Source organism: Flagellimonas eckloniae (genome assembly GCF_001413955.1).
In the GTDB taxonomy this organism is placed as follows: Bacteria; Bacteroidota; Bacteroidia; order Flavobacteriales; family Flavobacteriaceae; genus Flagellimonas; species Flagellimonas eckloniae.
Map to the genome: position 1 here is coordinate 1,776,813 of NZ_LCTZ01000002.1, position 14,606 is coordinate 1,791,418.

The 14,606-nt window shown below is 37.7% G+C and carries 13 protein-coding genes; 1 reads left to right on the top strand and 12 read right to left on the bottom strand.

The window, feature by feature from the left end:
• Positions 1 to 3: 3 nt before the first annotated feature.
• The 4 genes from AAY42_RS07670 to AAY42_RS07685 form a co-directional block, all read right to left on the bottom strand.
• The gene (locus tag AAY42_RS07670) at positions 4 to 1,584 is read right to left on the bottom strand and encodes an aldehyde dehydrogenase (NADP(+)) (protein ID WP_055393899.1); all 1,581 of its coding nucleotides are present in this window, start codon (positions 1,582 to 1,584) and stop codon (positions 4 to 6) included.
• Between the two features lie 89 nt (positions 1,585 to 1,673).
• On the bottom strand, positions 1,674 to 2,939 hold the full coding sequence (locus AAY42_RS07675; RefSeq protein WP_055393901.1) for an NRAMP family divalent metal transporter: 1,266 nt from the start codon (positions 2,937 to 2,939) through the stop codon (positions 1,674 to 1,676).
• 49 nt (positions 2,940 to 2,988) lie between these two features.
• Positions 2,989 to 3,657, bottom strand: a complete 669-nt coding sequence (locus AAY42_RS07680; RefSeq protein WP_055393903.1) for a bifunctional 4-hydroxy-2-oxoglutarate aldolase/2-dehydro-3-deoxy-phosphogluconate aldolase — start codon at positions 3,655 to 3,657, stop codon at positions 2,989 to 2,991.
• Between the two features lie 5 nt (positions 3,658 to 3,662).
• Entirely contained in the window at positions 3,663 to 4,703 is a 1,041-nt protein-coding gene (locus AAY42_RS07685) for a sugar kinase (protein WP_055393905.1), read from the bottom strand.
• Positions 4,704 to 4,849: 146 nt separating this feature from the next.
• Here AAY42_RS07685 and AAY42_RS07690 point away from each other — a divergent pair, with 146 nt between their 5' ends.
• The gene (locus tag AAY42_RS07690; RefSeq protein WP_055393907.1) at positions 4,850 to 5,881 is read left to right on the top strand and encodes a LacI family DNA-binding transcriptional regulator; all 1,032 of its coding nucleotides are present in this window, start codon (positions 4,850 to 4,852) and stop codon (positions 5,879 to 5,881) included.
• A gap of 62 nt (positions 5,882 to 5,943) precedes the next feature.
• Here AAY42_RS07690 and AAY42_RS07695 read toward each other — a convergent pair whose 3' ends face one another.
• From AAY42_RS07695 to AAY42_RS07730, 8 genes are all read right to left on the bottom strand, one after another.
• On the bottom strand, positions 5,944 to 6,699 hold the full coding sequence (locus AAY42_RS07695; protein ID WP_055393910.1) for an SDR family NAD(P)-dependent oxidoreductase: 756 nt from the start codon (positions 6,697 to 6,699) through the stop codon (positions 5,944 to 5,946).
• Positions 6,700 to 6,712: 13 nt separating this feature from the next.
• Positions 6,713 to 7,474, bottom strand: a complete 762-nt coding sequence (locus tag AAY42_RS07700; RefSeq protein WP_055393912.1) for an SDR family NAD(P)-dependent oxidoreductase — start codon at positions 7,472 to 7,474, stop codon at positions 6,713 to 6,715.
• Between the two features lie 23 nt (positions 7,475 to 7,497).
• The gene (locus AAY42_RS07705; protein ID WP_055393914.1) at positions 7,498 to 8,778 is read right to left on the bottom strand and encodes an MFS transporter; all 1,281 of its coding nucleotides are present in this window, start codon (positions 8,776 to 8,778) and stop codon (positions 7,498 to 7,500) included.
• A gap of 160 nt (positions 8,779 to 8,938) precedes the next feature.
• Positions 8,939 to 9,658 (bottom strand): FadR/GntR family transcriptional regulator, encoded by a 720-nt coding sequence (locus AAY42_RS07710; protein ID WP_055393916.1) that lies wholly within the window; start codon positions 9,656 to 9,658, stop codon positions 8,939 to 8,941.
• 177 nt (positions 9,659 to 9,835) lie between these two features.
• Entirely contained in the window at positions 9,836 to 10,741 is a 906-nt protein-coding gene (locus AAY42_RS07715) for a polysaccharide lyase family 7 protein (protein ID WP_055393918.1), read from the bottom strand.
• A gap of 11 nt (positions 10,742 to 10,752) precedes the next feature.
• Positions 10,753 to 12,201, bottom strand: coding sequence for a hypothetical protein (locus AAY42_RS07720; RefSeq protein WP_139063685.1), 1,449 nt, complete (start codon positions 12,199 to 12,201; stop codon positions 10,753 to 10,755).
• A 102-nt stretch (positions 12,202 to 12,303) separates the two neighbouring features.
• Positions 12,304 to 13,116 (bottom strand): PKD domain-containing protein, encoded by an 813-nt coding sequence (locus AAY42_RS07725; RefSeq protein ID WP_055393922.1) that lies wholly within the window; start codon positions 13,114 to 13,116, stop codon positions 12,304 to 12,306.
• 18 nt (positions 13,117 to 13,134) lie between these two features.
• Positions 13,135 to 14,598, bottom strand: coding sequence for a RagB/SusD family nutrient uptake outer membrane protein (locus tag AAY42_RS07730; protein WP_055393924.1), 1,464 nt, complete (start codon positions 14,596 to 14,598; stop codon positions 13,135 to 13,137).
• Positions 14,599 to 14,606 lie beyond the last annotated feature (8 nt).

Below are 14,606 nucleotides of genomic sequence, written 5' to 3' on the forward strand. Positions count from 1 at the left end.
CTTTTAGGGAACTACAGTTTTTCCATTTTCAACCCTAAAGATTTTTAAGGGATTTTCAGTTTTTAATTCATCCGGAAGGAGGGAATCTGGAAAGTTTTGAAAACAAAAAGGTCTTGTAAACCTTGTAATTGCAGCAGTACCTACGGAGGTCATTCGTGCATCAGTAGTAGCCGGAAAAGGTCCCCCATGCACCATGCTATGACACACTTCGACACCCGTGGGAAAACCATTGATCAATAATCTTCCAACTTTTCTTTCCAAGATTTTCAATAAATCTGAATACTCACGAAGATCCTCCTCAGTTCCATGAACCGTGGCGGTTAAATGTCCTGTCAAATTCTTGGCGATCGCAAGTACTTCTATTTTGTCTTTTGCATGAACCAGCAAGGTTGAAGGTCCAAAAACCTCTTCCTCCAATTCCATGTCCTTTAAAAAATTAGCCGCGGTAACTGAAAGAACTTCGGCTACTCCTTGAGTGGGCATCTCTTGTTGTTTTCCCGAGGAAACCAGAGTAACGGAATCCTTGGATTTGAGTTTTTCAAGGCCTTTTGTATAGTTTTTATGTATAGATTCCGATAGCATTGTTGCCGATTGCGACAAGGAGATTGAGTTTTGAAGCTTTTGTTCAAAATCCCGAACCTTTTCTGAATCCTGCAAAATTGTTAAGCCCGGGTTGGTACAGAATTGACCAACTCCTAATTGAACCGAATTTGACAAGCCTTCTGGCAAGGCTTCTTGATTATCTTCCAGAGCTTTTGGAAGTATAAAAACGGGATTACTACTTCCCATTTCTGCATATACCGGTATAGGTTCTTCTCGTTTTGCTGCCTCATCAAATAGCGCCTTTCCTCCTCCATAGGATCCCGTAAAGCCAATAGCTTTTATCAATGGATTTCGAACCATTGCCAATCCTACATCATTAGAAACTCCTTGAACCAAAGAAAATACACCATTAGGCATATTGCAGGTTTTCGCAGCTTTTAATATTGCCTGCCCAACCAATTCTGATGTTCCAGGGTGCAATGGATGTGCTTTAACTACAATTGTACAACCAGCGGCCAAGGCAGATGCAGTGTCACCACCCGCCACAGAAAATGCCAACGGAAAATTACTTGCTCCAAAAATGCCCACAGGACCAAGAGCAATTTGCATTTGTCTAATATCTGGTTTGGGTAAGGGTTTTCTATCTGAGTTCGCAAAGTCTATTCTTGCATCAACCCAAGATCCATCTCTCAAAAGGGAAGCAAACAACCTTAACTGATTCGTTGTTCGTCCAAGTTCACCTTTAAGCCTACCTTCAGGAAGTCCTGTCTCTTGTCCACACAAATCAACCACATCATTTTCAATCTGGAACAATTCATCAGCAATAGCATCCAAAAACGATGCTTTTTCAAATCCGGTCTTCTCACGATATTGAACAAATGCCTTTTCTGCAAGTACAATGGCTTCATTTACTTCTGAAACGGTAGCTTCATGGTACTTCGTTTTCAATTGTTCCCCAGAAGAAGGATTCTTTGCATAAAAAACATCGGTTCCCATGGCTGAAAAATTGTTTCCAATACTATTCTTTCCACTAATCATCATATGATAGACAATAGATTAATTATTAAAAATACTATTTTATGAAATTACTCTCTTAATACACCTTTAAACAAAAACCATTCTCGTTCTGCCTAAAAGTAAGCGCCCAGTGCCATTATCCCATTGTATGAAATAATACAGGCAAACAATAGGGAAAGTACCAACACAATATTTATCCAGATGCTCGCCTTATGTTGACCCATAATTTTCTTATTGTTGATAAGGAGCATAATACCTATAATGACCAAAGGCAATACAAAGACATTAAATACCTGGGACAGAATTTGCATTTCTATTGGATTGGCTCCAAAGATCGGAACAATCAAGGCAAATAAACATGCTATTGCAGTGATTATTCTAAACTGCTTGGAATTGGTATCCAATTTTCCGGATTGATAATCAGCAACTAATATGGGAGCAATCAATAAACATGGGAAAATTGAAGATAATCCGGCGCTGAGGGTTCCAAAGAAAAATAATGTCAATGCAAATTTACCTGCAACTGGTTCCAGAGTTGAAACCATATCCAAAACATGGGTTACCGGCTTACCTTGATGGAACAAAGCGCCACATGCCACTGCCATAATGGAAGCGCTTATAGTGAAAACCAAAATAGCCGCTAAAATTGCATCCTTTTTTTGTTGTCCAAGGTTGGCTTTGGTCCAACCTTTACCTTGAACAAATAACGGTCTTGAGAGAAATGTAGCTGCGGCCATGGTAGTACCCACAAAAGCGGCCACGAGCATTTTACCACCTTTAACTTCTGGTATTGACGGAATAAGTCCTTTTGCAACCTCAATGGGCAATGGATATACCATAAAAAGGGATATTAAAAAGGATAATCCCATTATAGACACAAAAATCACCAGAATCTTTTCGAAAAACGTATACTTACCAATAAGCAATAAACCATACATTATAGCAATTACAACAATGGCAATACCTAAAACCATTTCATACTCGGACCCTCTTAACCCGGGAAAGTAGATGGCAAATATTTCAAATATAATATTAGCGGAAATCCCTAAAATACCCATCAGGGAATTCCATTGCCCAAAAGATATCCCTATTATTATTAGAATAGCAATGAGTTTCCCGCCTTTAATGTGTTTTTTAAAACCATAGAGGGCTGTGTCGCCTGAAATCAGGGCATAATTGCCATAAACGTACATTAAAACTCCAGAAAAAAGACAGCTTAGTAAGAGTACCCATAGCAATTGCATGCCATAGGTGCTTCCTGCAACAATCATTGAGGTTACGCTTCCGGTGCCAATGGTATATCCAATAGCAAAAATACCTGGCCCAAAACCTAATATTAGACCAAGTATTTTTTTTAATAGGGATTTTTTCACCTCCATAATTAAATCAAATAAGTAAACAATAGCGGTGAAAAAATAATAGAAACAATTAAGCTTTTAGTCTTTGTATTATTTCCAATGTATTTTTAACCAATTCTTCCAGACCTTTGTAGTCTTTCTTTTCCAAGATTGTCTTGGAGATTAACTTTGAGCCCATTCCAACACAGGTTACCCCGGCATCGAACCACCCTTTTAAATTACTTTCCTCAGTGCTGACACCGCCCGTAGGCATAACACTTGTCCATGGCTGTGGTCCTCTAATTGCCTTAACAAAGCCCGGTCCATATGTGGATCCCGGAAACAATTTTACAACTTCACAACCTAGTTCTTCAGCCTTATTGATTTCTGTAAGTGATCCACAACCTGGAGACCACAATACCTTTCTCCGATTGCAGACAATCGCAATATCTTCCCTAAGTGAAGGGGTAACAATAAAATTAGCTCCCATCTGCATAAACATGGAAGCTGCCCCCGCATCAGTAATTGAGCCCACTCCCATGATCATTCCAGGGAGTTCTTTTATGGCAAATTTGTTCAACTCGGAGAATACTTCAAAAGCAAAATCGCCCCTAGCCGTAAATTCCATTAACCGTGCGCCACCGTCATAACAGGCTTTTAGTACTTTTTTGCCCAATTCTATGTCTGAGTGATAGAACAAAGGAACCATCCCCGTCTCCTGCATCACTTTTACTACTTCTATTCTTGAATATTGTGCCATAAAATTTATCTAGCTACCCTTCCGGAAGCATCTCCACCCATTAATTTTTCAACTTCTGATACTGTTGCCAAATTGGCATCTCCTTTTATGGTATGCTTTAAACAGGAAGCAGCAACAGCAAAGTTCAATGCATTTTGATCATCTTCAGGATATTTTAGCAATCCATAAATCAATCCACCCATAAAAGAATCTCCACCACCAACACGGTCAACGATATCCGTAATCTGGTATTCTGCTGATTTGAACATAGTTTCCCCATCATACAAAACTCCTGCCCATGTATTATGGGAAGCAGAAATAGAACCTCTTAAGGTTGTTATCACTTTTTTAGCGCGAGGAAATTTTTTCATCATCTGCTTACAAACCGATAAGAACGCCTCCGCCTTTACGTGTTCTCCTTGAGTTGTAATATCCAATCCTTCTGGTTTGATTCCAAAATGCTTTTCTGCATCTTCTTCATTACCCAGTATAATATCACAATATGAGGTTAATTCGGTCATAATTGCTTCACGATCTCCACCATAATTCCAAAGCTTAGCCCTGTAATTAAGGTCTGTAGAAATCGTAACTCCCATTTCACTAGCAACTTTTACCGCTTCCAAACATTCATCTGCGGCACCTTGGGAAATAGCTGGAGTAATACCGGTCCAATGGAACCATTCCACTCCTTCAAAAACTGACTTCCAGTCAATCATTCCCTTTTCAATTTCCGCAATTGCGGAATGGGCTCTGTCATAAACAACTTTGCTTCCACGACTTACTGCACCGGTTTCAAGAAAATATATTCCCAAACGGTCACCGCCATAAACAATCTTGTCTACTCCTACTCCCCTTTTTCGCATCTCCATCATTGCACATTCGCCAATATCATTTTTTGGTAACCGAGTAACAAAGTCAACGGGAACACCATAATTAGCCAAAGAGACGGCTACATTAGATTCACCTCCTCCGTATACAACATCAAAACTTGATGCTTGTGAAAACCTTAAAAATCCTTGAGGTGCCAAGCGCAGCATTATCTCACCAAAAGTTACTACTTTTTTCATCTAAAATTGTATTATTTACTACTGTTTTCTATAAAATGGTTAAACGTTTAACCTATCTTTTTAAAATAAATCAAAATGGAATCATTTTGATTGTCGTAATTAAAAAATCTATATTTGCTTAAACGTTTAAGCAAATATATTAAAATTTGACAAATAAAAAAAGAACTACTATAAAAGACATCGCCGATATTTTAAAAATATCTGCTGCTGCGGTTTCCAAGGCATTACATGATGATCCACGTATTAGTTCAAAAACAAAAGAGGCTGTACGAAAGGTAGCCAAAGAACTGAATTATCAACCCAATCATTTGGCCAGTGCTTTGCGAAGGGGAAAAAGCAATCTGGTTGGTGTTATTGTTCCAAGAACAAACAGCAACTTCTTTTCTTCGGTAATACAGAATATGGAGGAGGTTTTAAACAAGGAGGGTTACAACATCATCATGACCCAATCCAATGAGTCTTTTAAAAAAGAATGCGATAATATAGATACCCTTTTATTTACCCAGGTTGATGGCATTATTGCTTCTATGGCCAATGAGACCATTAGCTTGGATTTTTATAAAAAAATAAAATCCAAAGGAATCCCGCTTATCTTATTTGATCGTGGTGAAAATGATTTGAATGTTGATTATATTGGTATTGATGATTATGCCAGTAGTCATATGATCGTTGAACATCTTATTGAACAAGGTTGCAAAAGAATTGCCCACATTGGTGGTTATAAGCATACTAGGATTTTCAACAATAGAATACGAGGTTATGTTGAAGCAATCAAAAAGAATAACTTGCCTTTGGATAATCAACTTTTAATTGAAAGTAGTCTTACCAAGGAAGATGGAAGGGCCAAAATGATTCAATTGTTGTCGTTGGATAATCGGCCAGATGCTGTTTACGTTGCTGGGGACTATGCCGCTCTTGGAGCACTGCAAGTATTAAAGGAAAACAAAATAAAGGTCCCCTCCGAAATTGCATTGGTAGGTTTTGGCAATGAACCTTTTACCTCATTAATTTCCCCTGCAATTACAAGTGTTGAGCAACATAGCTCTGAGATTGGAAAGTTGGCAGCAAAAACATTTTTAGATCGCATAAAGGAACCTATTTTAAAACAAACCTTGAACAAGATAATTCTTGATGCTGAACTTATTGTTAGGGATTCTTCTAATAGAAAGGACGACTAAATCCATAAAAACAAAAGCCCCTTTTAAAAGGGGCTTTGAAAGTATGTGTTATTTAGATAGCATCAACTGAAGGCTAAACCTCCATTGATATCATAATTAGCGCCGGTAATAAATGACGATTCATCACCTGCCAAATAAACTACCAAATCAGCTACTTCTGATGCTGAGCCCTCCCTTCTTAAAGGGGTTCCAGCAGCAACTTTAGTACGGACTTCATCTTTTGTGAAATCGTCATGGAACTTTGTGCCTATTAAACCCGGACAGACCGCATTTACCCGTACTCCCTTAGGCCCGAGTTCTTTTGCCATTGCCCTGGTAAATGTAGTCACAGCTCCTTTGGAGGAACTATATAGAGAAGAACCTCCACCTCCTCCATCTCTGGCTGCTTGTGAAGAAAGATTTACAATGGAAGCTCCTTTGCCCATTAAAGGCTCAAAAGCTTTCATAACAAAAACTGCAGATTTAAAATTAACGTTCATGACCAAGTCATAAAATGACTCATCAAATTCCTGTAATGTTTTACGGGCAAAAAGCCCTCCTGCATTACTCACTAAAACGTCTACTTTATTTCCAAAAGATTCAACCGTTCTTGCTTTTAAGTTCTCTATATCACTCAGTTTTGAAACATCAGCTTTAACAGCAATAGCATCACCTCCGGCAGCTTTTATCTCATCAACCGTCTCATTTGCTCCAGATTCGGAATTGTAATAGTTTACAACTACCTTGGCGCCTTCTTTTGCAAGTTTTACCGATATTGCCCGTCCTATATCCCTAGCTCCACCGGTAACAACTGCCACCTTTCCTTTAAATCTTTGCATCCTATCCTTAACGCTATATTCCTAACCCTTGTCCTCCACCAACTTGAATTGTTTCAGCAGTCATAAAAGAAGCATCATCACTCACCAAAAATGAAATTACTGAAGCTACGTCTTCTGGTTGCCCCAATCTTCCAAGTAAGATATTGTTCTTCCATGACTGGAACACCTCTGGTTTTGTAGATTTAATTTGAGCATGAAAGGGAGTGTCTATTGTACCCGGAGATACAGCATTCACACGAATTCCGTATTCGGCAAGATCTTTTGCCAGCGCCCGTGTTATTGCGTGTACTCCAGCCTTAGATGTTCCATAAATACCAGCGCCGGGGCCACCAGCATTCCAACCAGCAATTGATGTATAGTTGATTATTGAAGGATTCTCTCCTTTTTTAAGGAAAGGGATTGCAGCTCTTGAAGCAAAAAACGTTGAGTCAAGATTTAAGGCCATAACAAATCTGTAAAATTCAGTTGTCATATCCTCGAACCTCGATCTTCCACCCAATCCTCCAGCATTGTTTACGAGCACATCTATTTTACCGTACTTCTCTCCGATAGTATTGACATTTGAAGTTACTTCTTCTTCTTTAGTAACATCGAACCCATAATATTCAGAGGTAATCCCTTCTGAGGTGAGCTCCTCAACTCTCTTAGCCCCTTCTTCATCTTCTATTCCGTTTAAGATTACAGTATATCCATCTTTTCCAAGTCTTTTAGCCACTTGAAAGCCGATACCACCTGTTGCTCCTGTAATCAAAGCTATTTTTCCGTTTAAATTCATTATTTGTACTATTTATTCTATGTTTAAATTATCTTTTTTCTAACTGGACCAATATTTTTTATTAATATAAATATTGATAAAACACCCAACACAACTGATACACATATGGCTATAAATGCAGGTGTATATGAGTTTGTTGTGATTTGACCAACGAACCAGTTCATGATCATTGGCGACACCGCTGCTATCGTTCCTGCCAAACCGGCAAGGGTACCAACTGATGGACCTCTGAAGAGATCACTTGAAATAGTTTGAATATTACCTATTGCAAATTGAAATCCAAATAAGGCTAATCCCGCTAGGTATATAAATGCCATGAAATTATCTTCTTTCACGTATGTTATTATGCAGACAAAGGCAATTAAAATCAATAGCCCCCCAATTGCAATTGTAATTTTTCTGGAAGCATCCACAGAAAGTTTTTTCATCAATGCTCCAGTAAACATTCCACCAATTATACTTCCGGCAGCAGCCATTAAATATGAAATCCAGATGGTTTGGGTCTCCTTAATGTTCAAGCCAAATCTATCCCCTAAATAAATGGGCATCCAACCAACAAAAAACCACCAAATGGGTTCAATAAAAAATCTACAGGACAAAACTCCCCAAGATTCTTTATAACTAAGGATTTTCAATACACTCAATCCTTTTTGTTTTTTATCTTCGTTCTCTTTTACTTTATCAATTCTGTCTTTAAGAATAAGTTCTTTTTCAGCATCGGTTATCCACTTATGGTTCTCAGGTTTAGCCTTGTTTATAAAAAGCCATGGTATTACCCACAATAAGCCAACTACACCCAAGATAACATAGGTCATTTTCCATCCGTATCCAGTATATAAAAAGATAATAATGAACGGAGCTATGACATTCCCTATAGAGGCTCCCGAATTAAAAATACCCTGAGCTGTTGCACGTTCTTTAACCGGAAACCATTCTCCATTGCTTTTTACGGCACCTGGCCAATTCCCTGCCTCTCCAAGTCCAAGTAACACCCTAAAAAGAGAAAGTGATCCTAGACCCTTTGCAAATGCATGAAAGACACATGCTACGGACCAGACAACTATGGAAACTGTAAAACCCAAACGTGTTCCTATTTCATCATATAATTTTCCGGAAGCAAACTTACCTATAGCATATGCCGCCATGAATAGGTTGAGCATAAAAGCATAGTCCGAGTTGTCCATACCCAAGTCCTTGCCCATCTCTGGCCATAATAATGCAAAAGCCGTTCTGTCTATGTAATTTATAACAGTGGCTAAAAAAATAAGCATTATTATCCACCACCTTAATCCCTTTACTTTCATAATTCTAATATGTTTTTAGCACAAAAATCCTATCAGTGAGCCCAAAAATACTCTTGGAGACATCTGATCACAGTTTACAACACGACTTTAAAAGAAAATCCTTTAGTATTTGATTATTTATTGATTAAGCTTGGGTATTAGCTTTACTTGATATTATTTCCTATTTATCCTCTTCCCCTCCGGAATTGTAACAGTATTGGTACAACATTTTAAAATGAACCTTCATTTTCTCTTTTGCTGATTGTGGATCTTGATTTTTTATAGCTTCATAAATATCTTCATGCTCTTGAATGCCAATAAAAGATTGATTTGCATCGCACACGTGATATTTTTCAAAATTTGTAATAATCTCAGGTGTAATTATCAACATAAAGGTATTCATGGTACTGTTCTTACTTGCTTTTGCTATTGCCAAATGAAACAGCAAATCCTCCTCAACAGCATCCTTCCCATCCAACACTTTTTTATTGTATGCATCCAATGCTGCCCTTAATCCCTTCAAATCTTCATCAGTTCTTCTCAACGATGCCAATCTGACTGTTTTTAACTCGAGTAAAATTCGAGTTTCAACCAATGATTTAAAATCTGGGTCTTCCAGACGTAAAATATCATCGAACATCCCATTCATAGCTACTGTGCCAATATTTGCTATGAAAGTTCCGCTTTGTGGTCTTGATTTCAAAATGCCAAAAAACTCCAGTTTCTGAATAGCTTCGCGCACATTGTTTCTACTGACCCCAAACTTTTCTGACAGCATTCTCTCTGATGGCAACTTATCTCCAGGCTCCAGATTTTTATAATTTACCAAATCCCTAAGCTTGGAGATTATATTCTTCTGAACGTCTTCATTTTCACTTTTAGTAAGTATTTCAACTCGCATAAATCTCTTTAAGTTTAAATTGGTTAACCAGATTGGTAATTTAAATTTAACAAATTACATTAACAATGCACTGATTGTATTTTTTTATTATGCATATTTAGTTATTAGAGGACTATTGACCACCTTTTTATGGACAATAGTCCCCATTTTTAACCAAACTAACTCAAAAAAATACTATTAATGTTCAACCTGTAATTCATAAATTTTAACCTTGGCAAATGCTCCTTCATCCCTTGTCTGAAAATAGTTTCCTGCTTTGAAGTAATTTTCAAACACACCCCATCTTCTAATACTTGCATCGTCATATACAGCGAATTCATTTTTATTTAAAGACACTACCATTTTGCCATCGGTAACCTTGACTTCTATATAAAATTTTCCAAATCCTACTTCCTCCTCAAACGTATGACCCTTATCATCACCCCATGCTTCCTCATGCAATATTCCTTCTTGGGTGGCCGCTAGAGATTTAAGTACTTTCGTCTTGACCCTAATTTTGCCCTTATCCCAGTAAATTTTCAAAATTGGAGGGGCATTATTGTCCTTTTGTCCTATCAAATCACGTTGCTCATTGGTCAATCTACCATGAATCTGCAAAATGATAACTTTATGGTATTTTCCATTCTTGTCTCTAGACACTTCATCCATGGCCATTTTGGCTTTTAAAACACCACCTTGGGCAAAAGTCCAGTTTACATTATCATCTCCAGGAACCATCTGCTCCCTCAATTCGGACCTTGAATATTTTGTGTTAGCAGTTGTTGCTTCAGTTGGGTATGCATGGAAAACCAATGCTCCAGAAACAGAGTCATTATACATAAATGGCTTTAATGTTTCATTCATTGCATAATCCAAAATCTCCGGTGGCTCCACACTTACAGCTCCTCCTTTTCCTTTTCCTTCAGGAATGGTAACTTTCCAATGGGATAAATCAATATCAGGAAGCCTTAACTTCTTCTTTTTGCGCTTTTCAATTTTTGTCTTCGACTCTGCAACGCTACTTTTCTTTTTTTGAGAAGTAGCGTTAACAGATAGAAAAATTAGTACAGCAAATACCAATAAATCTTTTCGAAGTTTTTTCATTAAAATTGAAATTATTGGGCAATGACCTTTACATTATCTATATAGGCATCGACTGGAGTAACTGCATAAAACATTACAGCAACCTCACCGTTATCAGAAGCGGTAAATGGTATTTGAACCAATGTTCCAAAATCATCTGTAGTATCTGAGAATTTCCCTTCAGCTATAAACCCTTCATGATATCCTATATTATCTCCGATACTATCAACAGCATCTGCTCCATCGTCAAAATGTTCACCAAGTATTAAACCTACTACATTTCTTCCACCAATTGGATCGGTTCCGCTATCATCTTTAATTGCATATTGATACTCTAAAACATAATTAGCTCCAGGAGTTAGTATAAGTTCTTGATATGCATATCTGGAACTTGAAGATCTAAATTCTCCTCCAGATTGACTTGAAGACCACTTGGCTCCTCTTGTTTTGCCTCCAGTATCATTTCCATCGATATCAAAATCAGAACCATCGGAACTTGAGCCGAAAGGATTGGTTTCCCCATCTGTAAATGTTTCCCATTTCCAGAAATCCTGACCATCTTCAAAATCACCATTTATGACGGTTGAACCAGTTGTTCTTGGCATATAAATATTATCAACTGTTATAGTTGCATGATCATTTGCAGTTCCAGTAGCACCCAATTCAAAGATAATTGAATCAAACTGCGAAACTGGAGATGAGAAATCAGAGGCTAAATCAAAATCAAAGCTAGTCCATTCTCCATCTGTTAAATCTAAATCGTCTATTTCATAGTTTACCGTATTAGTACCGTCTACCAATGTTATTTTCAATTTATCGATACCCGTTGCAAAATCCGAATAAACATCAAAATGAATAACCTCAGCTCCAACACCATTATAAAATGCATCGGCAACTACAACTTCATCAGCCAATTCAACAACACCTGTATCACTATGTAGTCGTGAAAATTCAAGTAAGGTATTTCCAGAATCCAATGTTACTTCGTTACCACCTGACCCAGCAGAACCTATTGGATAGCCACTGTCCGTATAAATATTAAAAATATTATATAGTTTACCTGTTGGCGAGTCAGGAGCAATATCTATGGATTCTACCGTATGATCCACGGTTATATCTTGGGTTTTAACAATATCAGCATAACCATCTGCTTTGGTAGTAACCGTTATGGTATAATCTGCCGTAGCTTCCACGTTTGAATAATCATGGGTTGTACTTTCTCCTTGTGCTGTGGTAACGGGACTACTTCCATCACCAAAATCCACAACATATGTATCAACACCAACCGTTAGAGGTGATACGGTTACAATAGTTCCATCACCACTTGCCTCCGCAGAAAAACTGGAAAACACAGCAGTTGTAGAACTACCTGGACCAGATGAAGCCTCTGGAGCCACTCGTGTAAACTCGTCCTCTTCGTCACATGATATTATAAGCCCAATTACCAAGAGAGCTCCTATTCCTTTTTTTAATAAATTCATAATCTTATTTATTTTTTGTTTGTTTATGTCTGCCAAAGTCTGTTGTACTTGATAAAGCATAAACATTATACTTATTCTGAGACATATTACTATAGATATAACTTAATCAAGTCTTTCTATACTAATTTTAGAGTATCTACATTCTGTACCATCATATTCAATATTGAACCTCATGTTTTCTGTGTCTACACCTGTTGCAAATGAAACAGAGTATTCTACATATTCCGTAGATTGAGAAGTTAATGGAACATCTTCGCTTAAGAAGTCATCACCAGTATCTCCATCTTCAATTAAGAGCTGACCTGCAGACGTTCCAGTAGTTTTACTCACATACCAAAAAGTTATTCTATATTGCGCATCTGCAACTACACGAATAGTTTGATCAAGAAATTGTGAGGAACTACTTATTTTAGCTCCCCCATTATCCTCAGGTGGTGTTGGAGAAGAACTACCAGAATAAGAACTCGTGGTTCCTCTATCTACTCCTGCCCAAGGTGTTCTTGGGTCACATAAAAAGTCAGGACATTGAAAAGCTGCAACCAATTCGTCGACAACTTCAACATCCAAGGTAACTGTAGACGATTCTCCATTGGCATCAGATGCAGTTAAGCTAACAGGAAAAGTACCTTCTCTTTCAAAGGTGTGTGATGGATCTCTCTCCGTTGAAGTAACTCCACCTCCAAAATCCCATAAATACGTATTGGCTTCTGTGGAAAGATCAGTGAAATATATTATTGTAAATTCATCTTGATCAGCAGTATAATCAAAATTTGCCTCCGGAAATACGGTATCTGCTTTAGAACCTGTATCCGGTAAATCATCTCTAAAAAGATCAGTACCAACACAACTACCAGCAAAAATAGCTGTTAAGAGTACCAATGTTGTTTTTTGGAAAAATTTTACATTATTTTTCATAGTTTATATTTTTGAGTATTAATATCCTGGATTTTGAGTTAAAAGGCCTCCACTAATGTTAATTTCACTGGCGGGTATTGGTAACAATAATTTTCTGGCATCAAAGACATAATCCATTTCAACTGCATGGGCACTTAATACAGCTTCTGCCACACCAAATCTTAACAAATCGAACCAACGTTGGTTTTCAAAAGCCAATTCTACCCTTCGCTCAAGTAAAAGATCATCCTGCGTAATATTAGTTACAACATCTGTTAAACCTGCCCTATTCCTAACTGCTTGGAATGAACTCAAGGCAGCAGCATTGTTTGTAGATGCTCCACCTGCCATAATAGCTTCAACATGCATTAACAATACATCAGCATAACGTAAAGCAATATAATCATTTCCAGCATCACGTCCCGCACCATAACTTGGAGGTACCGTGGTTATATCGGATCCTTCTGGCAAGAACTTAATTACCTCATTGGATAGGCCAAAGGTAACATAAGAAAGTTCTGTTCTATCTCCTCCCGCCAATGCAAAATCAGCAACAAGATTATCATTAACAATATTTTGACCATCTTCTGCACCAACACGTGTGGATGAAGTAAATTCAGCTGAAAAACCTTGGCTTTCCAACTGGTTACCGGAAATATATTGAATAGCAAATATGACTTCACTATTTGCAGATGCATCATATTCCTCCTCGGTTCCTGAATAAAATACGTCATTAAAATCAGGCTCTAAAGAGAAATTCCCACTATTAACTATGTCTTCGCATAACTGCTGTGCACCGGTATAGTTAGGATTATCCTGAGTAAGATATACCTTTGCCAAAATGCCTTGTGCAGCCGCTCTAGAAGCTCTTATTACATTTGAATTATCCAAAACACTTATTGCCTCTTGCAAATCTGCAATGATTTGAGCATAAATCTCTGACTCGGGCGTTCTAATAAATGGTGTCTCTTTATCATCTGGTGACACTACTTCTGTAACCAGAGGCACATCACTAAATAAGCGAACTAGTTTGAAGTACGCATAAGCTCTTAAAAATTTAGCTTCTGCAGTATATCTTGCTTGATTACCAGTATCTGCAATATCAATAAAGTTCAAAACATTGTTTGCTCTAAAAATTACCTCGTACATAGAAGCGTAGTAATCCTCAACTTCTACGTTGTTAGCATTAACAAGATAACGGTGAAAATCAGCCTTTGAGCCTTCTGTGGTAGCGTTTCTTGTATTATCGGTTCTATGTTCTGTTAGAAGGTGCTCAAATTGCACTCCCCTATTTGTCGTTGCTTCATTTGAATTTGTAGCATCATTTACACCTTGAATGGCATCATAAATCCCCATAAGTCCAGAAAACACGTCAGCATCCGTTTGAAAGAATGAATCTACAGTAACTACAGAGTCTGGAACTGGGTTTAAAAATTCTTCTGTATCACAGGAGAGAAAAAGAGACCCTGTGAAAGCAAAAATTAGATATTTTATATTTTTCATAATATATT